The sequence below is a fragment of the Phocaeicola sp. HCN-40430 genome (assembly GCF_037890285.1).
In the GTDB taxonomy this organism is placed as follows: domain Bacteria; phylum Bacteroidota; class Bacteroidia; order Bacteroidales; family Bacteroidaceae; genus Phocaeicola; species Phocaeicola acetigenes.
The window spans coordinates 20,734-46,007 of sequence record NZ_JBBKBS010000017.1 but is presented as its reverse complement, the minus strand read 5'-3'; the positions used below and the strand labels follow the sequence as shown (position 1 = coordinate 46,007).

Genomic DNA, 25,274 nt, shown 5'->3' with positions numbered 1-25,274 from the left:
AATATGCAGAATCCTTTTCTACATCATTATACAACTCCTCATCAAACGATTCCTTTCAATGAAATCAGACTGGAAGACTATGAACCTGCTATCAAACAGGGAATTGAGGAGGAAGACAGACAGATTAAAGAGATTGTTGAGAATCCGGAAAAACCGACATTCGAAAACACGATATTGGCATTGGCCAACAGCGGACAACTGCTTGACCGTGTGACGACCGTACTGTTTAATCTGATGAGTGCGGAAACATGCGACGAACTGGATGCCATCGGCGAAAGAATCATGCCGGAACTGTCGGAGCATAGCAACAATATCAGTCTGAACGAAGATTTATTCTCACGTATCAAACAGGTCTACGAACAGAAAGATACACTTTCTCTGACTGCAGAAGAAGCCCGTCTGCTGGAGAAAACATACGACGGTTTCATCCGGAACGGCGCCAACCTGAATGATGAAGAAAAGATTAAATACCGTAAAACCAGCACAGAGCTCAGTACACTGACTCTACGGTTCTCGCAAAATCATTTAAAAGAGACCAACAACTACGAACTTCATCTGACGACTCAAGAGCAGCTGAAAGGACTGCCAGAGAGTCTGATTGAATCGGCAGCACTTACCGCCCAGGAAAAGGGTAAGGAAGGATGGGTGATTACGCTACAGGCTCCCAGCTATGTGCCGTTTATGAAGTACAGCGAGTGCAGAGATTTGCGTAAAGAGCTGTATATGGCATACAATACGCAGTGTACTCATCACAACGAGCAGAACAATCTGGAGATTGTAAAACAATTGGTCAACCTCCGCATGGAACTGGCACAGCTGTTGGGATATACAGATTATGCCGACTATGTATTGCGCAAACGAATGGCACAAGACAGTGAACATGTGTATCGCCTGCTGGACCAATTACTTGAGGCCTATACACCACAGGCGAAGAAAGAAGTAAAAGAAATCGAAGAATTGGCCCGGGATATGGAAGGAAACGATTTCACTCTCATGCCATGGGATTTTTCTTACTATGCCGAAAAGCTGAAAAATAAAAAATACAACTTAGACGAAGAAGAGCTTCGTCCTTACTTCGAACTGAGCCGTGTAAAAGCAGGGGTATTCGGACTGGCTACCCGCCTATATGGTATCTCTTTCAAAGAAAACAAGGATATACCGGTCTATCATCCGGATGTACAGGCATACGAGGTATTCGATAAAGACGGCAGTTTTCTGGCTGTTCTTTATACCGACTTCCACCCGCGTGCAGGCAAACGCTCCGGAGCATGGATGACCAACTATAAAGAGCAGTGGATAGAGGAAGACGGGACCAACAGTCGCCCTCATGTAGCGGTAACCATGAACTTTACCAAACCGACACCCGACAAGCCGGCACTGCTGACATTCTCGGAAGTGAATACTTTCTTGCATGAATTCGGACATGCCCTGCACGGTATGTTTGCCAATACCCGTTTCCAGAGTATGAGTGGAACCAATGTGTATTGGGATTTCGTAGAGTTGCCTTCGCAGATTATGGAGAACTTTGCTATCGAGAAAGACTTCCTGAACACCTTTGCCTGCCATTATCAGACACAGGAGCCTATGCCGGAAGCACTGCTGCAGCGTATCATTGATGCATCCAATTTCAATGTGGCATATGCCTGCCTGCGTCAAGTCAGCTTCGGTCTGCTGGATATGGCCTGGTATACACGCCGCACAGCCTTCGACGGAGATGTAAGGCAGTATGAAAAAGAAGCATGGAAACGTGCTCAGGTATTGCCTCAGTGCGAAGAAACTTGTATGAGTGTACAGTTCGGACACATCATGTCTGGCGGATATTCTGCCGGATATTACAGCTACAAATGGGCAGAAGTATTGGATGCTGATGCTTTTTCGGTATTCAAGGAAAAAGGAATCTTCAATACAGAAGTAGCACAATCGTTCCGTGACAATATTTTGTCGAAAGGAGGAACAGAACATCCGATGACACTATACAAACGTTTCCGGGGACAAGAACCTACCATACAGGCTTTATTAAAACGAAACGGTATACAATAAATATATGAGAAAGACATTCCTAAAATATAGTATTTATCTTTTGCTGACATTGCCTATCCTGTTAAGCAGTTGCAACAACGAAGACGATGTCAATGAGATTTTTGTCAGCCGGGGAACATGGTATGTAGTAAACTATTATACCGGTGTAAACTGGGACTCTAACAACGACAGAGATGCACGTCCGGTTATAACCAACGTGCAGGAACTTCAAGTTATTCAGCAGTTCAATATCACATTCAAGGACGACGGAACACTGGAAGGTAATATGCAGAACGCAACTTTCACCGGATACTGGCAGGCCAACGGAGAAGACCGTTCTGTTTCCATTACACGTCTTAAAGCTTCTACCAACAAAGTAGAAGGACGAAATAAGGAATTTATAGAAACTTTGGAAAGAGCCCGTTTCTACCAGGGAGACAGCGGAATGCTGAGACTGGCTCCGCAGGAACGCAGAACTTGCATTCAATTTACACACATAAAGCAAAATGGGAACAACTGAAAACAAACAGGAAATACTTGACAAACGCTACATGCGTATGGCCACCATCTGGTCGGAGAACTCGTATTGTGCCCGCCGGAAAGTCGGAGCATTGATAGTCAAAAACAAGATGATTATCTCTGATGGGTATAACGGTACCCCAGCCGGATTCGAAAACATATGCGAAGACGACAATGGAGTGACAAAGCCTTATGTACTTCACGCAGAAGCCAATGCTATTACCAAAATCGCACGTTCTGGAAACAGCAGTGAGGGAGCAACACTCTATGTAACGGCTTCGCCTTGCATAGAATGCGCCAAACTGATTATACAAGCAGGCATCAAACGAGTAGTATATGCAGAAAAATACCGTCTGGAAGAAGGCTTGGATTTACTCCGACGCGCAAACATAGAGTTGGTTTATCTCAATCTGAATGAAAATGAATAAATTGAAGTTATGACAAACAATAGTAAAAACCGTTTTGTACCCCTGCTATTGGCAGTATGTCTTATTGCCGGTATAGGTATCGGTACCTTTTATGCCGACCATTTTTCCGGTAATAAATTAGGTATCATCAATACTTCGTCTAACAAACTGAATGCATTATTGCGTATCATCGAAGACCAGTATGTAGACACTGTAGACATGGCCAATCTGGTAGAAGAAGCCATGCCACAGATTTTATCTGAACTGGACCCACACTCATCTTATATTCCGGCAAAAGATCTGGAGGCTGTCAATGCCGACTTGAAAGGTCACTTCAGTGGAATTGGAGTGCAGTTTACCATTCAGGACGATACTATTCACATCAACAGTGTGATAAAAGGAGGCCCATCTGAAAAAATAGGACTGATGGCAGGCGACCGTATCGTAGAGATAGATGACTCGGCTTTTGTGGGTAAAATTGTAACCAACAGTGAGTCGATGAGACGCTTGAAAGGTGAAAAAGGCAGTAAAGTAAAACTGGGAATATACCGTCCGGGAGAAAAAGAACTGTTACATTTCACTGTAGTACGTGGAGATATCCCCGTAAAAAGTATCGATGCAGCCTATATGGTAAACGATAAATTCGGTTATGTAAAAGTGAATAAGTTCGGAGAAACAACCTATCCGGAATTATTGATTGCACTGGCCAAACTGAATCAGGAAAACTGCAAAGGATTAATTATCGACTTACGCGGAAATACAGGAGGATATATGGCTGCAGCCATACAGATGGTCAACGAATTCCTTCCAAACAACCGACTGATAGTGTATACAGAAGGAAGAAAATCGCCACGTGAAAACTACAGTTCCAACGGAACCGGAAGCAGTCAGGATATGCCGCTTATTGTACTGATGGACGAAGGTTCTGCTTCTGCAAGCGAAATCTTTGCCGGAGCCATTCAGGACAACGACAGAGGAACCATCATCGGCCGCCGTTCGTTTGGAAAGGGACTGGTACAGCAGCCTATTGAGTTCAGCGATAAATCGGCCATCCGCCTGACTATTGCACGCTATTATACTCCTTCGGGACGCTGCATACAGAAACCTTATGAAAAAGGAAAAGAAGCAGAATACGAACTGGATATTCTTACCCGATACGAACACGGTGAGTTTTTCTCTGCCGACAGCATCAAACAGAATGAGAACGAAATTTATCATACCAGCCTGGGAAGATCTGTATACGGAGGAGGAGGTATCATGCCGGATATCTTTGTTCCGCAAGATACCATTGGTATGAATTCTTACTTCAGAACTGCTGCAACCCGCGGACTTATTATCCGTTACTCATTCGAATATACAGACCAGAACCGCACTAAACTGCAGCAATATACCACAGCCGCAGAGATGGAAAAATTCTTGAAAACTCAAGGGCTGTTGAATAAGTTCGCCTCTTTTGCAGAAAAGAAAGGATTAAAACGACGCAATATCCTTCTGTATAAGGCCAAAAATCTTTTTGAGCTGAGTCTTTACGGAAACATCATATACAACATGTTGGGTATAGAAGCCTATACTGAATATATGAACTTAAGTGACAATACAGTGCTTAAAGCAATAGAAGTGCTTGAAAAAGGAGAATCTTTCCCTAAAGCTCCGGAAGAAAATACAGAAAACGTAGCTCAGAAAAAAAATGACAGCAACAAAGCGTGAATGGCGCACACTGATTGCGCAAAAGAAAAAGACATATACTTCTGCACAATTAACCCAATGGTCTTCCAGTTTGCTTTCGAAACTGGAAGACCATCCGGTTTTTTGCCAGGCGAAAACCGTACTCATGTACTATGCTCTTCCCGATGAAGTACAGACCCAGGCATTTGTAGAACGATGGAGTAAATCGAAGAATATTATCCTCCCAGTAGTAAAAGGGAATGATCTGGAGTTGCGCTTTTATGAAGGAAAGGACAGTCTGAAAAAGGGGGCTTATGGAATAGAAGAACCCAACGGCAGAAGACTGACCAATTATAATGACATAGAACTGGCAATCATCCCCGGAGTGTCTTTCGACAGGGAAGGAAACCGGCTGGGACGTGGGAAAGGATATTACGACCGGCTTTTACCCCAACTGTCGGCTTACAAAATCGGTATCTGCTTTCAGTTTCAGGTAACTCCCCTACTCCCTACAGAACCTTTTGACATTTTAATGGATGAAGTGTGGACCGAGAACGGATGTATCAGCAAAACACAATATTCACAATAACCTGGGAGCCGACCTTCTCGTTTAAACTACGTACCAGAAGTTCTCTTCCCATCATCAGTTCCTGGCGAAGCACAGAAGAAGAAAGTTGCACATAAAGCGTCTGATTCTTTATATACAGATTCATGGTGTAGCGGGTAATTGTTTCCCCCACTACATCTTTCCATGCATCGACCAACCGATACTCGTTCAAAGGTGTTTCCAATCCCTGCTGACGCAAGAGCCTCCGTATCACATCACCTATCTGCTCTGTATTATTCCGCTTCATTAGTTTTCTTCTTTGCTACGTTCCACTACCGTTCCGCTTTCTACCTCAAACACGGCATAATCACCGTCTAACTTGTGCAATATTTTATCCAAATGTTCCCTATTCGTATCGGTAATGAAAATCTGACCGAAATTATCTCCTGAAACAAGTTTCACAATCTGCTCTACTCTCAAAGCATCCAGTTTGTCAAATATATCATCCAGCAATACTAAAGGAGTGGTCTGGCTTCCCGTACGCTTCAGGAAATCGAACTGAGCCAGTTTTAACGCAATCAGGTATGTTTTGTTCTGACCTTGCGAACCTTCTCTTTTAATCGGGAATTCACCCAATTTCATAATCAGATCATCTTTATGTACTCCCTTTAAAGAATACCCCATGATACGGTCGCGCTGACGGTTCTCCTTCAACAAAGTCAGAAGATCGGCCTGCTCCAAATGCGATTCATAAGAAAGACTGACCTGCTCACGGTCTTGAGAAATATAAGAATAGTACGATTGAAAGACCGGAATAAATTCATCTATGAATTCTTTCCGCTTGCGATACACCACAGCACCTGCAGCAGCCATCATTTCTTCCCAGACCAGCATCAGCTCATCATCCGGCTCCATATCCGCCTTCAGCAGTGTATTCCGCTGCTGCAAAGCCTTGTTGTAACGAATCAGTGCATCCAGATACTCACGGTCGAACTGAGAAATCACCACATCCATAAACCGGCGACGTTCTTCACTTCCTCCACCTATTAATATCGAGTCGGCAGGAGAAACCATTACCAGAGGAATCAAACCGATATGATCGGACAGACGGGAGTATTCTTTCTTATTTCTCTTGAACTGTTTTTTCTGTTTACGCTTCAATCCACAATACACCTCTTCGGGCTCTCCATGATCTGTCTCATAAAAACCCTGTATCACAAAAAACTCATGTCCGTGTTGTATGTTTTGAGAATCGATAGGATTCGTTGCACTCTTACAGAACGACAGATAATATACAGCATCCATCAGATTTGTCTTTCCCATGCCATTCTTACCAATGATACAGTTCAGTTTGCGGGAAAAAGACAGTTCAACTTCTTCTAAATTTTTATAACTTAATATCGAGATGCGTTTCAACCACATAAATTCAATCTATTTCGAAAGACAAAAATACGAATAAAAGGAAGATTGAAAAAAAACATGTCTTCAAATTTCATTTATATATAGAAATAAATTACTTTTGCTGACCAAAATAGGTCTATAACAGAAAAATAATAAAACGAATATAAAAATGACTGAAAAAAAACACACTCAAGATCCTTTGAATGTAGATGAAGCATTGAGCACTTCTGAAGCATTCCTTCTTAAGAACAAAAATCTATTGTTGGGCATCGTTGCAGCAATTGTAGTAATAGTTGCCGGTGTATTGGGTTACAAACACTTTATTTCTGCACCGAAAGAACTGAAAGCTGCAGAAGCTATTTTCAAGGGTGAACAATATTTTGGAGCTGATAACTATGAAATTGCCTTGAATGGCGACAGCACTGGTTATGCAGGTTTCGTGAAATTAGCAGACGAATTCAGCGGAACTGACGCAGGAAACTTGGCTAATGCATATGCCGGAATCTGCTATGCTCAGTTGGGCAAATACGAAGATGCCATCAAATTCCTGGATAAATTCAGTGCAGACGACTATTTTGTAGCTCCGGCTATCATCGGAACTTTGGGTAACTGCTATGCTCAGGTTGGTCAGTTAGACAAAGCTGCTGCTACTTTATTAAAAGCAGCCGACAAGGCAAACAGCGTATCACTGAGTCCTATATATTTGCTGCAGGCTGGACAGATCCTGGAAAAACAGGGTAAGAACGCAGAAGCAGTAGAAGCTTACAAGCAAATCAAAACTAAATATGCCAACTCTTATCAGGCAATGGATATTGATAAATATATCGAACGAGCTTCTATTAAATAAAATATTATAAACTGAGAATGAGAAATTGAGAATCGGAAAAAGAGAAGGTTTTCCTTCTGCTTTTCCATTCTCAATTTCTCATTTTATTTTTCAAATACCTATTTATATATGGCAACAGCTTATCACAATCTATCAGATTACGATTTCAACTCTGTACCTGATGCTTCAAACATGCGTTTTGGCATTGTTGTTTCCGAATGGAACAGTAACATCACCGGAGCTTTGCTCAATGGAGCAGTAAACACCTTGAAAAAGCATGGAGCAAAAGAAGAAAATATCCTTGTTCAAACAGTTCCGGGAAGTTTCGAACTGACATATGGTTCGGCACAAATGATAAAAAGTGGAAAAGTGGATGCAGTAATCGCTATCGGCTGCGTAGTTCGCGGAGATACTCCACATTTTGATTATGTATGTGCAGGAACTACCCAAGGCATTGCACATCTGAATGCAACAACCGATGTACCAGTGATTTACGGACTGATTACAACCAATAATATGGAGCAAGCAGAAGACCGTGCAGGTGGAAAATTAGGCAACAAGGGAGATGAATGTGCAATTACTGCAATAAAAATGATCGATTTTGTTTGCAAATTAAAAAAATAGTTGTACCTTTGCATCGCAATTGAGAGAAACACTAACACTTAAGATTGCGAATGGGCAAATACCAGAGTGGCCAAATGGGGCAGACTGTAAATCTGCTGGCTTACGCCTTCGGTGGTTCGAATCCATCTTTGCCCACTGAGATTGCGGAAGTAGCTCAGTTGATAGAGCATTAGCCTTCCAAGCTGAGGGTCGCGGGTTTGAGCCCCGTCTTCCGCTCTCTTCTTTGAAAAATTGTGTTGGGCAAGTACCAGAGTGGCCAAATGGGGCAGACTGTAAATCTGCTGGCTTACGCCTTCGGTGGTTCGAATCCATCCTTGCCCACTTAAAATTGCGGAAGTAGCTCAGTTGATAGAGCATTAGCCTTCCAAGCTGAGGGTCGCGGGTTTGAGCCCCGTCTTCCGCTCTTCAAAGGATTACAAGTTTCTTGTAATCCTTTTTTTATTCTACTTGCAAACAACACACATAAAAATAACTCATCTGAAACCAAGGCTAAAAGCCCCCCTTTTGAATCATTGTTTCATAAAAAATGCGACTTGTATCGCAAGCGAATGATACAAGTCACATAAGCACACGATACTTGTATCAAAGGCCAATGATACAAGTATCGTAATTCTACTATCTACAGCTACCTCCAATAAACTATCTTCCTGTAGCCTGCAAGTACTCTCTTTTACTTAATTCATAATTTGTATAGGCCTCAACATATTTATCCCGACTCTGTTGATACAATGTTTGTGCATCAAGCAATTCGCTCATTGTAGCAGTTCCTGCCGAATAATAATCCATATTCAATCTTAAATTTTCCGAAGACTGCTCTACTGAAAGAAGCGCAATTTCTGCCTTCCTATAAGAATCATTCAAGGTATTCCATACATTCTGCATACGGATAACCAACATTTCGCTGTTATCGTTCAACAGGTTTTCTGCGTTTTTTACCTGCTATTTATGTTTTTTGATAGAATGCGTACCACCCCACCATCCTGATATAGGAACAGATACAGTTACAAATCCCATATAGAACGATTGATCCTGTCCCATTACAAAGTTATCATACACCAGTCCGCCACCAATTGCTACCGTTGGAAGATTCTTGCCTACAGCCATTTTATATTGAAGCTTGCTTGCCTGTAAGTTCTGCTTCAAAAGGCCATACTCATTTGTCCTTTCAACAGCATCAGTATGATTACAAAATAAAGTCTGGGGTGATTCTGACAGATGTTCTTCTACCACAAATGCCACATCAATACTATCCGATTTTGCACCAATGTACTGTCCTAAAAGACTTAATGAAACATTCAACGAATTTTCAAGTTGAATTTTACCACTCAATAGGCACTATAAATTGATGTATGCCAGCGGGACATCCCTTCACCAATTTTCTCCAGATAACTGTCTATAATCACAATGGAATTGTCGACTATCATACCCAATGTCACAATCAGTGCTGCAAGCGTAACGGTATTCAATTCTATACCCAAAGCATAAAACAATCCCAATGAGATAAAGATTGCAATCGGAATGGTAGATGCAGCAACCAAAGCAACACGCATCGGTAATAAAAGCATCACAACCACCACTACAGCCACAATAGCTATTACAAGTTCATGCAAGAAATTTTCCACACTATCGCCTACTACCTGCGCCTGATTGGTGACAAGATACATTTCCACTTCAGAAGGTATTTCTTTCTTGAATTCTTCAAGTACCTTATTTACATCTTCACCCATTTTTACAATGTTCTTGCCTTTCTTCGTTTCAATACTCAACAAGATACATTTGGTGCCATTGTTTTTTATGTAACTGTCGGCATGAGGATACTCCTTCACCACCCTTGCAATATCTTTAAGGCGAATATTATTACCGTCTAAATCGGAATAAACAATCTGCTGCTGTACATCATAAATCGTATTATAAGATTTGTCTACATGTACAGGAAGAATATAGTCGGGGGTCTGAATCCGTCCTCCTGTAGTCACAAATCCTTTGGCAAACAGTTGTGAGGCAACAATTTGCTCATTCAAGCCATATTGTGTCAGCTTAGCAGGATCGAGATAAATAGAAATCTGTTCCTTCCGTTCTCCACTTACAGTAAGACGTCCTACACTATTTACATTTCTCAAACGATCTTTCAGATTATCCATATAGTCCGAAAGCTCCCGATAGGTTTTATCCTTACTTTCCATTATAAGCAGCATAGCCGATGTATCTCCGAAATCGTCCATCACTTGTACCGCAAGGACATTTTGAGGAAGTTGTGATTTAAATGCTGCTATACCATGTTTGAACTTACTCCAAAATTCATCCTTATTATTCAGCTCATCTACAAGTTCTACCTGAATAAACACAAGTCCGTCACGGGTAGTAGAAAATGTTTTTTCTTTTTTTACCTCTTTATAGGTGAATATATAATCTTCCAGCGGCTTTGTGACTTGCTCTAACATTTCGTCCACCGTATTCCCCGGAGCTGCAGCTATTACGATACCCTGGCGAATCGTAAAATCCGGGAATTCATTTTTCTACATCTGAGGCAGACTATATACCCCAAATGCTACCAGACAGGCCACTGGAATTCAAAAGCTTTCATTCTTTGGGAAATATGTAAAACGCTTATTCGGAGTATCTCCAAAAGAATATAGAGAAAATCTCAATTTAAAATCTCAACAAGAAGAATTGACCCTATAAAAAGATTCAACTTCAAAAGAAGATTCATTTTTAACCATCACTTCACAGAAAAAGGTTCCGATGATTTCTCCAGATCACCGAAACCTTTTCTTATTTATGGCATTTTAAAAACTTGTTATCAGCAAGCCTTAAAGCTCATATCCAATCCTTTTACAGAGTGAGTCAACGCTCCTACAGAAATAAAGTCAACACCACACTCTGCATAGTCGCGTAAAGTATCGAATGTAATACCGCCTGATGATTCCAACTCATAGCGACCACCTACCATTTCTACAGCCTTCTTTGTATCAGCTGGTGTAAAGTTGTCCAGCATAATGCGGTCTACACCACCTAAATCGAGCACTTGCTGCAATTCATCGAAATTACGTACTTCGATTTCAATCTTCAGATTCTTACCTTTTTCCTTGCAATATTCCTTCGCACGAGTAATGGCTTTATCAATACCTCCGGCAAAATCCACATGATTATCTTTCAACAGAATCATATCGAACAGACCGATACGGTGGTTTACCCCTCCACCGATTTTCACAGCCATCTTTTCCAAAATACGCATACCCGGAGTTGTCTTTCTGGTATCCAATACACGGGTTTTAGTTCCTTCCAGACGCTCTACATATCTGTGAGTCATAGTAGCAATACCACTCATTCGCTGCATGATGTTCAGCATCAGACGCTCTGTCTGAAGCAAAGACTGAATCTTTCCTTCCACTACCATAGCCACATCACCTGGTTTTACATGAGTACCATCCTGGATAAAGACTTCTACCTTCATGCTTGGGTCGAAACGCGCAAATACTTCCTTGGCAATTTCAATACCAGCCAGAATACCTTCTTCCTTAATCAGAAGTTTCGACTTTCCCATTGCATCGGCAGGGATACACGACAACGTAGTATGGTCACCGTCACCTATATCTTCGGCAAACGATAAATCAATCAAACGATCAATCAGGTCTTTTACAACTTTCTCGTCCATTTTCTATTCTGTTTTTAAATGATTATTTATAAAGCAAAGGTACATATTATTTTCTTATCTCTTTCTCCGAATTAAAAATATAAACTATGAAGGCGTACATCTACATAGTAATATATAGATATACGCCTTTATCGAAGAGACCTTTTTTGCTTTCTATCTTTTAATTCAATCGGATATTAATTTCACCATAACATGGCAGGGCTTCCAGTGTTTTACAGAAGTTTCCCCATGCTATTTCAGGATAATCCCAACGATTATTTATATAAAGTTTAAGTGTTCCTTCCTCTGCTTTATCCATTCTGCATGCTACAGATGCATCGGGCGAGATAACAGAAAGTTCATGGTTCAAAGTACAAAGGGTATAATAATAAATATTCTCCTTCATACCTTTTGCTATTTGAGTCAGCGGTGTATTGCAAGCAGCACCTTTATCCGACCAATAATAATAATTATGCGTATCCATCACCCAAGGTTGTTCCGGACGCTCACCATACAAAGGCTTATAGACATTATAGAGTGAAACTGTACCCTCATTTCCAGACAATTCACCTTCCGGATAGTAATCCCAATATCCTTTCCGTTTCCAATCCAATGTCTTTATATCATCGTTTACCCAGAATAAAAGACCTGTTTCACGCAAAAAGCCATTAGGCAATCTGTCTGTCGTATAATTTACAGAAAGTTCTCCAGAAGCTGTCACCTTGATTCTGAAACTTACTTTTATATCTTTATATGTACCTTTTAAAGTTACATACACACAGTTTCCATCTTCATGATATGAGAAAGATGTTTTCTTCCATTCAGTTTCCAATACAGCATAATGATCTGCAATTTTCCGGACCTCTGCTCCAGAAAGATGATTCAAATTGATATATGCATTCAAAAACGGACCTTTCTGTATCAATACCTCATCACCCACCTTCGCATTTACAATGAGTCCGGTTTCTTTATCAAAAGGTATTTCAAAATTATTACCTTTCACAAAAACCTTTTCTGCATCTTCACTTATAGACAATGCTCCTGAAATCTGTGCAGCAGGCAACTGAACCTCCTCACGGCCCAATACCAACTGATATTTATCTATCAAAGAGTTGTCTTTTGAATAAAATTCTATCTGTACTAGTTCTCCTTCTTCCCATACTTTTTCCGGAATAATCAGTGTTCCTTTCTGATGAGGATCTACTGCCGACAGTATAGCTTCCCCCTGTTGCCCTTTATACGTATAAACGGCCTTTATTTCATTCAGATTGGTATGGTCAAAACGGTTATATACAGTCAATACAACAGGTTGTCCAGCAGTATATGCTACCTCTCTTTCTGTCATTAAACGCACCGGAGAATATGCTTTTTTAGTCGACCAAAATTCCGGTTTCTTTCTTCTCCAGACATCCACAATTCCCCATTCTCCATACCCGACACAATTTCCACGGAAACCTTCCGGCTTGGCGGTATGTGCAAACTCTTTCCAGTATGCTTCTCCCACTTTAGGTTCCGGCAAAGCAAAAGTTTCATCAATATACCCCCAAATGGCTCCTCCCAAGCCACCACGGGCATCAAATAATCCGCTCCACATCATGTCAAGAGATTTTCCCCAAAATTCACGTATATTAGGATCTGTCCGTAAAGTAGCATACGTATAACATGCCGGATGTGCCCATTCATCGAAGACAACCGGAATACCTTCGCCCTGGAATCCACGAGTCACCTTACCCCATTGTTCCAAATTGCCATATACATCTTGGTAATGCATACTCAAGATATCAAAAATCTTCTTGTCTGCCGGAACTGTACCCGGATAACTAAATATAACCGGACGTGTACGATCAGTCTTTTTTACCCAATCATAGCAAAGTTGGAAATTAGTACCATACATACTTTCATTGCCAATACTCCAAAACAAGATAGACGGATGTGAACGAAAAGCTTTTACCATTTCCTGACATTGTCCCAAATAACGATGGGTATAAGCCGTATCATTTTGAGTACGTCCCGGAGCATAATTTTTCTGACGATGTGTATCCACAAAACAAACAGCCGACTCGCTTTCCACATAAATACCATAACGGTCACAATACTGAAGGAAGCGTTCAGTTGGAGGATAATGTGAAGTTCTTACAAAGTTCATATTTGCTTCTTTAAAGAGTACCACATCCAAACTGTCCAACTCGGCAGAAGTGGTACGCCCCAGTTTTGGATGGATATCGTGCCTGCAAGCTCCACGCAATTTTACCTGTCTACCATTAACCAGCATCCTGTCGCCCGATACTTCTACCTCACGGAATCCTACCGAACGGGAAAAAACAGTTTGTACTTTTCCATCTTTTTGAAGTGAAACTTTCAATGTATATAAATGAGGGTGTTCGGCATCCCATTTCAGGGGATTAGATATATTAAATGAATACTCATTTTCCCCAACCTTCAGCAAGCGTTTATTTTCAGGAAGTCGGACCTCTTTTCCATCGGGAGCAATCAGACTGAAAACAACATCAGCACCCAAAGAGCCTTCATACACACATTTTACCCGCAACTCTGCATCTTTATATAAAGAATCCAAGTCTGTTTCTACATAAATATCATGCAAATGGTTTTCCGGCATCGCAAATAACGTTACGTCCCGAAGAATTCCCCCTATCGGATGATGTGCATATCCGGAAGCATACGATATTTCATCCAGTCTGTCGGTTACCTCCAAAACGATTTCATTCTTCCCTCCTATTTTTAAGAATGAAGTCACATCTGTTTCCCATCGGGTAAATCCACCCCAATGTTCTCTTACAAACTTCCCGTTTATCTTAAGACGCGCATAACTATACACCCCATCAAAACGTAATATCACCCGCTTTCCCGCATACTCTTTGGGAACCACTATTCTTTTTCTGTACAAAAAAGGCTTATCATGTTCAATAGCATAGCCCTGCATAGCTACTTCTCCGGGAACTTCAACTTTCGTCCATTTACTTTTTGCCGAATACTTCAATTCCCATTCCCCATTCAGAGACAGTATCGGACTCTCTACTGTTATCACTTTATCAGGTAACCAATATGTATGATGTTCGGCAGAACTGTTTGCACCACTTATTATATTCGGGGCTATACACATACAGGCAATGACCATCCCCCATTTCAAGTTGTTTTTCATCGTATACTATCTGTTTTTTATTTGTTTTATAAGAGCAAAATTATAGTATTTTCTCTGCCCAAATATATTCAAAAAAAATTCTATTTTACACAAAACGGAAGAGTATGAATATAAAGATATACTATACGGAAGTATGTTCGTATTCTATCTTACGAGGAGAAAAACCCATAAACTGTTTAAAAATTCTGGAAAAATATTGAGGAGAGCGAAACCCACACTGAAAACTGACCTCTTTCACCGAAAGATTGGAAGTTTTTAATAAATAAAATGCTTTATTCACCCGAATCTGATTCAGATAATCTACAGGTGTAATATTAAGATTCTGCGAAAAAAGATAACGTAAATATCGCCCACTTACTCCGGCATATAAGGCAACTTCATCCATGGTCACATTCAGAGAGTAATGCTGATACATATAATCAATCGCTTTTTTCAATACTGCATTTCCACAACCCGAAAAAAGTTGTTCTTTTACATAACGGTAAATTAGAATCTGTAGCTCAATGTAAAGCAATATCACCTGATAGTCATAATAAAAAGGTTTGGTTTGCAGTTCATTAATAATTTCCTGAATAACCCTTACCATACGAATATCATTCACAATCTTCATCACTTTATGCTTTCCTGAAAATAAAAAAGAAGTAAAAGACATATTATTATGATCTTCCGCTTCCATATCCAATACAAAACGTGAAAACAACTCTGGAAGAAACTCCAATTGCATCAATTGTGTTCCTTTATGCCCAGCTTCGAACTTATGTTTTACATTAGGAGTAATAAACATCAGCTCTCCTTCACGAAAAGTAATACTTTCCTGTTCCAAATGCAGAATACAACTCCCTTTTTTTACATAGTTAATCTCAATACGCAAATGGCAATGTGGACCATAGGTTTCTCCTGGTATAAAGGAAATCAAGCGAAATACATCCGCCAATCGTTTTCCTTTAAGTCCCCGAATATCATGTCCCAGCAAAGCTGAAAACGAAAAAGCACTTATATTATCCATCAGTCTTTTAATAAATCTTTATAGTAAAAATACAGATAATATCAATCTCCACAAACAGTAAGGGAATTTTATTCACTTACAGATAAAACAAAGATACCCCGGTATTGCCTTCACTCAAAAGCTTGCTTTTGGCTTGGCACTACTCTCACCTTTCACTATCTTTTCAGAAGACAGGAGGCGGTTCGGTATTGCCTTCACTCAAAAGCTTGCTTTTGGCTTGGCACTACTCTCACCTTTCACTATCTTTGCATAAAATATTATAACTGATACTCACTATATGAAATTTACATTGCTCGTCGTAGGAAAGACTGTAGAAAAACATTATATCGCTGCCATCAACGACTACACCGAACGTACCAAACATTACACTTCGTTCGATATTGAAGTAATTCCGGAACTGAAGAATACCAAAAGCCTCAGCATGGAGCAACAGAAAGAGAAAGAAGGAGAGCTTATTCTGAAAGCTTTGCAGCCGGGAGATGTGGTAGTACTGCTGGACGAGCATGGCAAGGAATTCCGCTCTATTGAGTTTGCCAACTGGATAGAACGGAAAATGCATACCGTAAACAAGCGGCTGGTATTCATTATCGGCGGACCTTATGGCTTTTCCCAAGCCGTTTATGGGGCTGCACAGGAAAAGATTTCCCTGTCGAAGATGACTTTCTCCCATCAGATGATCCGACTGATTTTTGTGGAACAACTTTATCGGGCTATGACAATTCTGAACAACGGCCCGTATCATCACGAATAAAACCTCACCGGGTGCTTCTGCGCATCTGCCTAAGCACCTGCTTCTGTGCATCTGTGATGCGGTAAGATTCTATCATTTTCTGAATAGACTTATTATAGGTAAAGTCATCCAAATGGCTGTATTGCAGATAATGCAGCGTTTTTTCGGGAAACTTAACCATGCAGACCGAAAGTGCCCAGGCTACTGCCATCTTTACATAATATCCTTCGTGACTGATACGGTCGTACTCCAGTAACAATTCATCAATATATTCCGGTTCTATAAAATAAGTCATCGACATCACTACACCGAAACGGATTTCATACTCTTCTTTGGCATGCATCCAGCCTAGCAGATACTCCCATAGTGATTGGCGATGTTTTTCTACGAATCTCTTCCCACCTGCAAACTTAAATGTATCACATACCGACCAGCTGTTAATGAGACGGACAAAACGGGATACACGGTTCAGATAACATTCCAGTTTCTCATCAGGGCGAATATACCCCAATACCATTCCCTGCAACATACGTTCTTCCATATAGAAAGTACCGGCAGTCTCAAGATAATCCGTCCAATCTTCCCTTTTTGCGATGCAAGCAGCCAGTTTGCGCAAATCGGGAATCCGGATGCCCAATATATGCTCTACTCCCGGATGCAACCCTTTTGTAAAAGGCTTATTACCATATTCCGAGAGGTGCAGCAAATGTTCCTTTACGGTCTTCCCGTCCAAACGATACTCTTCCATAACGGTTTATTTTTCAGAAATAAAAAAAACAGCCAAGGTCTGCCGTTATTACCTACGACTACCACCTCGGCTGTTTTCCTTATATTATCTATATTTTAATACACTTCTACTTTGTTGGCCAGTGCTTTACACTTATCGCGCAATGCATCAAGGTCTCCATCGTTTTTATCGTAGCATACCACTACTCCCATACGGCGGTTCAACTTAGTATAAGGTTTTCCGAAGATACGAAGATACGTATTAGGCTGCGAACAAACCAACTCTTCTCCACGATAGCGCGGTTTTTCCTGGCTGGCAATAGGCGACAAGATGACTGCACTTGCTCCAATGTGTTCCTGAGTAATACCCGGAATAGGCAATCCCAATACCGCATACAGATGAAGTTCAAATTCATTCAAGTTCTGAGTATTGGCCAACGTAACCATACCAGTATCGTGCGGACGAGGAGAAAGTTCGGAGAAATAAACTCCATTTTCATGACTCAAGAAAAACTCTACTCCCCAAAGACCAGCTCCGGTCAAAGCTTCTGTTACCTTGGCAGCCATTCGCTGTGCTTCTGCCAAATGTTCCGGAGCGATGTGTGCCGGCTGGAAACTTTCACGATAGTCTCCACCTTTCTGCACATGACCAATTGGCGGGCAGAACAAGGTCGGACCATTCTTCTGGGTAACAGTCAGCAGAGTAATCTCGCTGTCGAACTTGACAAACTCTTCTACAATCAGTTCCTTGATATCACCACGGCTTCCGCTACAGCCATATGCCCAAGAGTATTCCAGATCTTCCGGACCCTTGGCTACCGACTGTCCTTTTCCCGATGATGACATCAGCGGTTTGATGACACACGGATAACCGATTTCTTCTGCTGCTTCCTTCAGTTCTTCTAAAGAAGTTGCATAAAAATACTTTGCAGTCTTCAAGCCCAGTTCCTTAGCCGCCAGATCGCGAATCGCCTTACGGTTCATGGTATAATTTACGGCACGCGCACTTGGAACCACCTGAACACCTTCTTTTTCCAAATGATACAATCGTTCCGTACGGATTGCTTCAATTTCGGGAACAATAATATCCGGATGATATTTTTCTACCACTTTATCAAGTGCATCTCCATCCAGCATACTGAAGACTTCGCAAGCATCTGCTACCTGCATAGCCGGTGCACCTGCATACGAATCACACGCTATTACGTACTGTCCCAAACGTTGAGCTGCTATTACAAACTCTTTTCCCAATTCTCCGGAACCCAGCAAAAGTATTTTCTTAGTCATATTCGTTTCAAGTTTTTTGATCCTTCTTTGCACAAAGGTAAGAAAATATTTCCTTATTAAAGACAATACATCTTACGATTATTACAGTTCCATCATCGGAATATAAGGCAGATTAAGGAAAAATACACCTCCCAACAGTACAGCAAGAATCCATAACACGATAAGTACAACCTTGGTCACTGTCGACATAGGGCGCCATACATGGAAACTCTGCATAATAACCTGAAGCAAGCCTACCATCGGAATACCTACTGCAAAAAGCCCGCACAAGGCAAAACCGACAGAGGCAGCAGGTACACTGTTTATCAGTTCCCAGTTAATCTCCGGACTTATATAATAAAAGGCTGCCGGAATACTGGCTATCAACCCAGTAGCGACCATCAGCATGGCAAACAACACCACAAATCCGGCCAGCAACACAGGGGCACAACAAATGGCCAGAACCACAAGCAGGAACTTAATGACAAATCCAGCTATCTGCACAATGGCATTACCCAGCTGCGCCAATACAGAACGAGGCTTTTCCGACTGTACATAATGGTTCACCTTTTCAAATCCATCGGTCACCGTTTTCCCTATATTCTCCACATTGATAGGCTGTCCCTTCATCTGCAGTTTCTCTGTAGCCGTATGAGCTGCCGGAATCACAATCCATGCTATCAGATAGGCCACGATAAGGAAATTAAAAAAGAATCCAAGGAACAAAACTCCCAGACGTACCCAGGTTACATCCATCCCGAAATAATCGGACAATCCGGAAAGCACACCACCCAGAATACGGTCGTCCGGGTTACGGAACAATTTGCGTTTGATTTCTTCCTTCGGTGTATGAGGAGCAGAAGCAGTTGAAGAAGTTTCACTTTCGCCGGTTTCCCAATCTTCCGGTTTACCCATACGGGCTATTACTTCTTCTACGTTCTCCAATGTAATTACCTGTTGTCCGGAGCGGATATATTCATTAAAAATTTCTGCAATACGTATCTCTATATCGCGTACCATTTCTTCCGCCCCCTCTTCCTTACGGAAATGATAACGGAGGTTGTTCAGGTAGTTATCCAACAGTTTATAGGCATCTTCATCAATATGATATACCGTGCCACCCAAATTAACAGTCAGTGTTTTTTTCATTGTATTTTACAGTTAAAAGTTTTGTTCTTAAATGATTTACAGTATCCGAAAGTTCATCCCATGCAGTCTGTAGCCCTGCCAGAAACTCCTCCCCTTTGGGAGTCAGTTTGTAATACTTGCGGGGAGGTCCCTGAGTCGATTCTACCCACTCGTACGACAACAGTTCGTCATTCTTCAGTCGGGTAAGCAACGGGTAAAGTGTTCCTTCCACCACAATAAGCCGGGCTTCTTTCAGATTCTGTATGATATCCGAAGCATACGACGGCTCCCGATGAAGCAGCAAGAGGATACAATATTCCAGCATCCCTTTGCGCATTTGCGATTTTACATTATCTACATTCATAGTTTCTGAGTTTGCTTATTTGTATGGCACAAATATATGTATTATATCAATACCTTGTATTGCAAGGTACTTTTATTTTATATAAATTAACATGTTAAACAAGTCGCAAACCAAAGAAGCAATACAGATAAACCGTACATTTGCAGCCAACAGAAACCTTTAAAACAAAAACTATGTACAGTATACGTCAAGCTACTTATGCCGATATACCTCTGATACACGAGATGGCTGCAAATGTATTTCCGGAAACCTACAAAAACATTCTTACTCCGGAACAAATCGAGTATATGATGGAATGGATGTACTCCCTTGAAAACCTCCGAAAGCAGATGGAAGAAGAAGGACACATCTATTATCTTGCTTTCAAAGACGGCGAAGCGGCCGGATATGTTTCCATCCAGCAGGAAGGAGAATCCCTTTTCCATCTTCAGAAAATCTATGTCCTCCCCCGCTTCCAGAAAGACCGGATAGGGAAAAAGCTGTTCGAACAAGCCATTGCCGGCATCAAAGCACTACACCCCGCCCCTTGTCGCATGGAACTGAATGTAAACCGGCACAATCCGGCTCTTGGATTTTATGAGCACATGGGGATGAAAAAAGTCAGCGAAGGAGACTTCCCGATAGGAAACGGATACTACATGAACGACTACATCATGGGATTGGACTTGCAATAAAGTATATTCTTTACCCATATAGTCGGAAAGTCCGAAAAAATTAGAACTGAACTGCAATCGGCGACGTCGGCTACACAACCGGCACCGCCGTTTTTACAATCAACGACGTCGATTATAGAAACGACGTCGCCGGATAAAGCTATTCACCTGTATAGTTCAGCCCTTCTATATACAGCAGGTTCTTACTTTTATTTGTATCGGAATTCTTATTTAACCCGCAACTGCATCCATTATCCCGAATAAATCTCTATTTTTGCACTCTTACAATTATTCAGAACAAAACAGGAAAGAAGCAACACAGGAAATCATGATTAAAAGATACCTCTGCATTACATCAGGCATCGTTTTTCTAGCTTTAGGGATTATCGGAATATTTATCCCTCTGCTGCCTACTACCCCTTTCCTGCTTCTTTCAGCCGCCTTATTTTTCCAAGGTTCTCCACGTTTGTACCGATGGCTGCTCAACCATAAACAATTGGGACCCTATATCCGCAATTTCAGAGAAGAGCGTTCCATTCCTTTGCGAGCTAAAATCCTGTCTATTTCATTATTGTGGATTACTTGTCTGCATTGCATCTTCTTCCTGCTTCCCGCCTGCTGGATGAAACTCCTGTTGGGGCTCATCGCCATCGGTGTCACCTGCTATCTGCTCTCGTTCAAGACAAAAAGATAAATTCAACTTTCCGATGCGTCTTATCTTTTATATTTCTCTGATAAGAACTCATTTTATAGAGGACTCATTCTTTCATCCAATCACATCACATCTTTCATTTTCCTTCTTAGCATATACTTTGAAGAAGTCTATCACATTCGGATAGAAATTTTCAAAGTTACCATATTTTGATTGCTCCTTTTCGTATTTTCTTAGCAGGCTGACCAATTCCGGCATCCATCTGAAATTTCGTTGCACTTGTTCTAGCAATTCGTTTTTTATTTCTTCCGGTTTGTATTTCTTATCCAACATATAACAGATAACTGCAGCACGGACAAGTGATTCATTTACCATTGTTTTCCAGTTATTGTAAGCCTGTCTTGACATACTCCATTGTGACGACCTAAACAAATCTGTTGCTGCAACTTCCATTTGCCTTACATATTCTGGATATTTGTTTTCATCCAAATAATGATTGATAAAAGAATGGTTAAATTCATGAATTAGTGTAGGCAGATATTCCTTGCTATACATTGGCATATCTTTTTTATCTACATAATAACCAACAATGGCAAAAACTTCCTTCATTTTGCCTGTCAGTTGTCTATTTACACCATAGTTTCCGCCACCATTACAGAATCCGATTATCACAGAAAAACTTTCTTGAGGTTCATTGCCATAAAAATCGGCATACCAGTTTATATCAAAATGATTAATAACATTATCCTGATAAGACTCAATACCTTTTGTATAAAAGTCTTTATGGGCATTGAAAAACTCATTGAATTTAGAGTCTTTATAAAAATTATTGAGATAAGACAGAAATTCACTCTTATCCACATCTTTCCATCTTTTCTCTAATGTAGGGATATCTTCCTCTATTAATGAAAGTATGCCATTACGGTTATCTAAATGTATAGCCATCGACATGACTGCATCAAAAGAAATTCTATACTTATTCCGAAGCTCTTGCATATACTGCACAGCTGGATGTTCTGTATTATCCTTAAAATAACAATCTATGTCTTTTATATATTGACCTGCCATATCCATCTTATATTCAGGAAATCCGGCTATACGGGACAAGATACTCATCAGTTCCACATTTTCATTTACCTGTGGAATTACAGACTGTGCCTTTACACAAAAACATGCAATAAACAAGGCAAAAATTAAAAGACTTTTTTTCATTTTGTCAACTGTGTTGATTCGTAAAATTTAGAAAGACTAATATAATAATCTATCTTGGAATTTGGCAATGTAAAATGTAGAGAGTTACCGAAATATACATCAGGGCATCCTGTTTCTCCTTCCACACTTGCAATGCCTAACTTCTTCATCGTATGAGCCAAAGTAGAAGCCCCGGAATAAGTTTTGTTATTTACCAGAATAGTTGTTTTACCATGATACAGATTAACTTCTTTCAAATTACTCTTGACGGGAATATCTTTTATCACAAAAAGTTCTCTGTCCGGCAAATTGCAGATTTGACTGTAAATCTCCGGATGTCTGCCTCTATTATAGATTTTAGAATATGAACTAACCTTTAACTGGCTTTCCGAATATAACGAATAGTCTGGATGTGGGAAATAGGAAATAAGCCTTTCCACACACTTACTTGAACCGCCTGTATTATTTCGTAAATCAATGGTTATATCCTTTATTTTTCTACGATGTATTTCCTTAAAAACTGAATCACAAAATGCCTTTAATTCAGCATCTTGAAATACATTGCGAATAGTGAGAGTTGCCTTTGTAAAATCGGAGGAGAAACTGCAACTGAAACTTTCAAGTTTTTTCTTAGATTGTCTTTCCTTAATGACCTTTAAGGCCACACTTTGCGGAACTCCTTCCATACGTATCTCTTCCATTTTATCTCCACGTTTTACCGTAAAATCATACGACTCGCCCCATCTGTACATGTACCATAACAACGGAGACCAATAGGCATTTACACTGCCTTCTTTTATGCCATTACCTTTCTCCGAGCCCCAAAGGCTATACATCCGTTCAAGTATATCTTTTGAACGGATACCGTTTATACCGAGAATCGTATCACCTTCACAAACTCCGGAATTATCAATCACTGGATATTCTACAATAAAGAAATCTCCAGATACTTTTATTCTCAATGGCATGGTATTACCATCTTTCTTTGCGTAAGCAATAAGGGTCTTGGTAATAGGTGGCAGCATCATGCTATGTCCATCCTTTATCTTTGCCATAAAAGGAGCTATTTTCAGATAAAAGTCGGATATGCTGATAGAATCAGTCAGTGAAGCCTTAATCTGTGCTTTATTGTTTTCATATTCTTTTCTTGACTGATAGAGATAAAGATCCGGGTGTACACATTCCAGGTTTGCACATAAAGTATCAAAATCAGCTATTTGCTGGGCAGAACTTAATTTTTGCCCAAAAGAGGCATTACATAAAAGCAAAAAAAGTAAACAATATATTATATATCTTCTATTCATTCTGTCATTTATCAGGTTAATACTATTTCTTAACTTGCTGAATATAGTTATAAATAGAAGTAAAATAAAACTTTTCATATTTTAATGTCTCCTATATAGTGAATAATTTCAGTAATTCGTAACAATGACAATCAATAAACTAATCATTCTTAAAGCAGTTTTTTTTCAAAGTACTATATTCATTTGAACATTTCTAGTGTGAGATAATAGTATTCCTATCATAACTTCCAACAAAATCCAACCTTCCATCTTTTAGTTTATAAAACCTGATGATATAATCCTTTAAAGGAACAAGTATAGTGTTATCACTATTTCCATATTTAAAAGAATATGGAATTGGAGATTTGACATGCACAAGTTCTTCTTTTATATATACTTTTGCAACATCATAATCAGAGAATTTCAATGAGTCAAATTTATTCTCTCTTTGATTTATCATCCATTGTGGATAGCCGTGGACATACCCAGTATGCGGAAAAACCACATAAAGGTCTCTTCCGGATGAATTTTTCATGTTCAATGGCTTGTTGTTTGTATCTGTCAGTACAGTAGGAACTTTGATGTGATAATAATCTATAAGTTCATTATAATAGTTACTTGATTCAGGTTCTGAATAAACGGTCAGATCAATGGTAAAAGGATTTATCTGAGCTATTTTGTCGAGATAGGAAGCAAGTGATTGAGAGCGGTTTTCATTATTGTGATCAAATCCGCATATGATCAAGAATTTATCCTGAGGATTATCTTGGATAACTTTGTATATATTTTCTGCCGATACAGAATCTCTGTTTTTATATGCATAACCGTCATAAGCATGTAATTTGAAACCTGTCTGAACAGCATTTCTTACAAGATTTGCCATACATGGTTCATTGGTATAGATACCCATTTCTCTTTCCGGATAAGTGATATCTGTATATTCAGGAGATAAAGCTTCCATAAAAAGATGTCTGTAACCATTGTCATATAAATCCTTCAACAAAGAGTTGATAAAAGTGCGATGTTGCGGATATAGATGCGCTTCATTGAACATGATTATCTTCTCGTCCAAAACATTCTTTAAAATAAAGCCGTTAGCATTTTCCGGATGAATTGCATCACTCAACATTTCACTTTGCTTGAGTTTTTGTGTAGGACTACGAAAAAGAAAATTTGTTCTGTCTTTTTCTAATATTCTGCCATTGAAAGTTTGAACCGTCATTAATGCCTGTCCGTAATAGTCACGAAACTCTGTTTTTACATGAGTACTATCCAATTGTATTTTATGTTCCGTTTCCCAAAAATCCATATTGTTTTTCCATGCTTCGCGCATATAATCAAACGACCATAAAGGGTTATTATAATCAATGCTTATTGATTGTGCAGCAATTGTACTGCAATAAAATAATACGATTGACCAAAGCGAAAAAAATTTATTCATAATTGTATTTTTTATGGCATTAAAACAATAGG

The 25,274-nt window shown here is 40.1% G+C and carries 23 protein-coding genes, 4 tRNA genes and 2 pseudogenes; 14 read left to right on the top strand and 15 right to left on the bottom strand.

Translation table 11 applies throughout. The features are described from left to right. Positions 1–3 precede the first annotated feature (3 nt). From WKU26_RS08775 to WKU26_RS08755, 5 genes are read left to right on the top strand one after another with little or no spacing between them, the layout of a single operon-like run. Positions 4–2,040: a M3 family metallopeptidase gene (locus WKU26_RS08775; RefSeq protein ID WP_340321689.1), complete on the top strand. Its 2,037-nt coding sequence runs from the start codon at positions 4–6 to the stop codon at positions 2,038–2,040. 4 nt (positions 2,041–2,044) lie between these two features. Continuing rightward, positions 2,045–2,539 (top strand): DUF4847 family protein, encoded by a 495-nt coding sequence (locus WKU26_RS08770; protein ID WP_340321688.1) that lies wholly within the window; start codon positions 2,045–2,047, stop codon positions 2,537–2,539. After that, a complete protein-coding gene (locus WKU26_RS08765; protein ID WP_178266196.1) occupies positions 2,526–2,966 on the top strand; it encodes a deoxycytidylate deaminase in 441 nt (146 codons plus the stop codon). Before WKU26_RS08770 ends, WKU26_RS08765 begins: the two co-directional genes overlap by 14 nt. Positions 2,967–2,975: 9 nt before the next feature. After that, positions 2,976–4,652 carry a S41 family peptidase gene (locus WKU26_RS08760; protein ID WP_340321687.1) on the top strand — a complete coding sequence of 559 codons (1,677 nt, stop codon included), beginning with the start codon at positions 2,976–2,978 and terminating at the stop codon, positions 4,650–4,652. Further along, the gene (locus WKU26_RS08755) at positions 4,633–5,199 is read left to right on the top strand and encodes a 5-formyltetrahydrofolate cyclo-ligase (RefSeq protein WP_340321686.1); all 567 of its coding nucleotides are present in this window, start codon (positions 4,633–4,635) and stop codon (positions 5,197–5,199) included. The genes WKU26_RS08760 and WKU26_RS08755 overlap by 20 nt, the downstream gene beginning before the upstream one ends. Here WKU26_RS08755 and WKU26_RS08750 read toward each other — a convergent pair. Together WKU26_RS08750 and recF are read right to left on the bottom strand one after the other, a co-directional pair. Beyond that, positions 5,174–5,464, bottom strand: a complete 291-nt coding sequence (locus tag WKU26_RS08750) for a DciA family protein (RefSeq protein ID WP_178266207.1) — start codon at positions 5,462–5,464, stop codon at positions 5,174–5,176. The two genes, WKU26_RS08755 and WKU26_RS08750, sit on opposite strands and share 26 nt — an antisense overlap. Continuing rightward, the gene (recF, locus tag WKU26_RS08745) at positions 5,464–6,579 is read right to left on the bottom strand and encodes a DNA replication/repair protein RecF (protein WP_269878465.1); all 1,116 of its coding nucleotides are present in this window, start codon (positions 6,577–6,579) and stop codon (positions 5,464–5,466) included. Before recF ends, WKU26_RS08750 begins: the two co-directional genes overlap by 1 nt. Before the next feature lie 148 nt (positions 6,580–6,727). On the opposite strand from recF, the gene WKU26_RS08740 reads away from it, so the two are divergent. From WKU26_RS08740 to WKU26_RS08715, 6 genes are all read left to right on the top strand, one after another. Further along, entirely contained in the window at positions 6,728–7,405 is a 678-nt protein-coding gene (locus WKU26_RS08740; RefSeq protein WP_340321685.1) for a tetratricopeptide repeat protein, read from the top strand. A 108-nt stretch (positions 7,406–7,513) separates the two neighbouring features. After that, complete coding sequence (ribH, locus tag WKU26_RS08735) at positions 7,514–8,008, top strand: 6,7-dimethyl-8-ribityllumazine synthase (protein ID WP_269878467.1); 495 nt, start codon at positions 7,514–7,516, stop codon at positions 8,006–8,008. Between the two features lie 52 nt (positions 8,009–8,060). Next, positions 8,061–8,143, top strand: a tRNA-Tyr gene (locus WKU26_RS08730). Positions 8,144–8,151: 8 nt separating this feature from the next. Continuing rightward, positions 8,152–8,224 (top strand) — tRNA-Gly (locus WKU26_RS08725). 22 nt (positions 8,225–8,246) lie between these two features. After that, positions 8,247–8,329, top strand: a tRNA-Tyr gene (locus WKU26_RS08720). 9 nt (positions 8,330–8,338) lie between these two features. Then, a tRNA-Gly gene (locus tag WKU26_RS08715) sits at positions 8,339–8,411 on the top strand. A gap of 236 nt (positions 8,412–8,647) precedes the next feature. Here the strand turns inward: WKU26_RS08715 and WKU26_RS08710 are convergent. The 6 genes and pseudogenes from WKU26_RS08710 to WKU26_RS08685 form a co-directional block, all read right to left on the bottom strand. Then, positions 8,648–8,935: pseudogene (locus tag WKU26_RS08710) on the bottom strand (TolC family protein); the annotation flags it as partial. Between the two features lie 12 nt (positions 8,936–8,947). Beyond that, positions 8,948–9,337 carry a hypothetical protein gene (locus tag WKU26_RS08705; RefSeq protein ID WP_340321684.1) on the bottom strand — a complete coding sequence of 130 codons (390 nt, stop codon included), beginning with the start codon at positions 9,335–9,337 and terminating at the stop codon, positions 8,948–8,950. Between the two features lie 2 nt (positions 9,338–9,339). Continuing rightward, positions 9,340–10,572, bottom strand: a pseudogene (locus WKU26_RS08700) (efflux RND transporter permease subunit); the annotation flags it as partial. A gap of 236 nt (positions 10,573–10,808) precedes the next feature. After that, complete coding sequence (nadC, locus tag WKU26_RS08695; protein WP_269878473.1) at positions 10,809–11,663, bottom strand: carboxylating nicotinate-nucleotide diphosphorylase; 855 nt, start codon at positions 11,661–11,663, stop codon at positions 10,809–10,811. A gap of 160 nt (positions 11,664–11,823) precedes the next feature. Next, on the bottom strand, positions 11,824–14,763 hold the full coding sequence (locus WKU26_RS08690; RefSeq protein WP_340321702.1) for a glycoside hydrolase family 2 protein: 2,940 nt from the start codon (positions 14,761–14,763) through the stop codon (positions 11,824–11,826). Between the two features lie 160 nt (positions 14,764–14,923). Next, complete coding sequence (locus tag WKU26_RS08685; RefSeq protein ID WP_340321682.1) at positions 14,924–15,808, bottom strand: helix-turn-helix domain-containing protein; 885 nt, start codon at positions 15,806–15,808, stop codon at positions 14,924–14,926. 277 nt (positions 15,809–16,085) lie between these two features. Between WKU26_RS08685 and rlmH the strand changes: the two genes are divergently transcribed. Beyond that, complete coding sequence (rlmH, locus tag WKU26_RS08680; RefSeq protein ID WP_269878475.1) at positions 16,086–16,559, top strand: 23S rRNA (pseudouridine(1915)-N(3))-methyltransferase RlmH; 474 nt, start codon at positions 16,086–16,088, stop codon at positions 16,557–16,559. Positions 16,560–16,563: 4 nt separating this feature from the next. Here the strand turns inward: rlmH and WKU26_RS08675 are convergent, their stop codons facing one another. The 4 genes from WKU26_RS08675 to WKU26_RS08660 form a co-directional block, all read right to left on the bottom strand. Beyond that, a complete protein-coding gene (locus WKU26_RS08675; protein ID WP_340321681.1) occupies positions 16,564–17,286 on the bottom strand; it encodes a DNA alkylation repair protein in 723 nt (240 codons plus the stop codon). A gap of 95 nt (positions 17,287–17,381) precedes the next feature. Continuing rightward, on the bottom strand, positions 17,382–18,572 hold the full coding sequence (purT, locus tag WKU26_RS08670) for a formate-dependent phosphoribosylglycinamide formyltransferase (protein WP_340321701.1): 1,191 nt from the start codon (positions 18,570–18,572) through the stop codon (positions 17,382–17,384). A gap of 60 nt (positions 18,573–18,632) precedes the next feature. Next, positions 18,633–19,679 (bottom strand): PspC domain-containing protein, encoded by a 1,047-nt coding sequence (locus tag WKU26_RS08665; RefSeq protein WP_178265595.1) that lies wholly within the window; start codon positions 19,677–19,679, stop codon positions 18,633–18,635. Beyond that, positions 19,657–20,022 carry a PadR family transcriptional regulator gene (locus tag WKU26_RS08660; RefSeq protein ID WP_178265596.1) on the bottom strand — a complete coding sequence of 122 codons (366 nt, stop codon included), beginning with the start codon at positions 20,020–20,022 and terminating at the stop codon, positions 19,657–19,659. Before WKU26_RS08660 ends, WKU26_RS08665 begins: the two co-directional genes overlap by 23 nt. A 173-nt stretch (positions 20,023–20,195) precedes the next feature. On the opposite strand from WKU26_RS08660, the gene WKU26_RS08655 reads away from it, so the two are divergent. Together WKU26_RS08655 and WKU26_RS08650 are read left to right on the top strand one after the other, a co-directional pair. Next, the gene (locus WKU26_RS08655) at positions 20,196–20,696 is read left to right on the top strand and encodes a GNAT family N-acetyltransferase (RefSeq protein WP_178265597.1); all 501 of its coding nucleotides are present in this window, start codon (positions 20,196–20,198) and stop codon (positions 20,694–20,696) included. A gap of 307 nt (positions 20,697–21,003) precedes the next feature. Beyond that, a complete protein-coding gene (locus tag WKU26_RS08650; protein WP_178265598.1) occupies positions 21,004–21,369 on the top strand; it encodes a DUF454 family protein in 366 nt (121 codons plus the stop codon). Positions 21,370–21,441: 72 nt separating this feature from the next. Here WKU26_RS08650 and WKU26_RS08645 read toward each other — a convergent pair whose 3' ends face one another. The 3 genes from WKU26_RS08645 to WKU26_RS08635 all read right to left on the bottom strand — a co-directional run bounded on the left by WKU26_RS08645 (position 21,442) and on the right by WKU26_RS08635 (position 25,242). Continuing rightward, positions 21,442–22,539: a DUF4932 domain-containing protein gene (locus WKU26_RS08645; protein WP_269878480.1), complete on the bottom strand. Its 1,098-nt coding sequence runs from the start codon at positions 22,537–22,539 to the stop codon at positions 21,442–21,444. Then, a complete protein-coding gene (locus tag WKU26_RS08640) occupies positions 22,536–23,786 on the bottom strand; it encodes a S41 family peptidase (protein WP_340321680.1) in 1,251 nt (416 codons plus the stop codon). Before WKU26_RS08640 ends, WKU26_RS08645 begins: the two co-directional genes overlap by 4 nt. 229 nt (positions 23,787–24,015) lie before the next feature. Continuing rightward, complete coding sequence (locus WKU26_RS08635; RefSeq protein WP_340321679.1) at positions 24,016–25,242, bottom strand: hypothetical protein; 1,227 nt, start codon at positions 25,240–25,242, stop codon at positions 24,016–24,018. Positions 25,243–25,274: the final 32 nt, after the last annotated feature.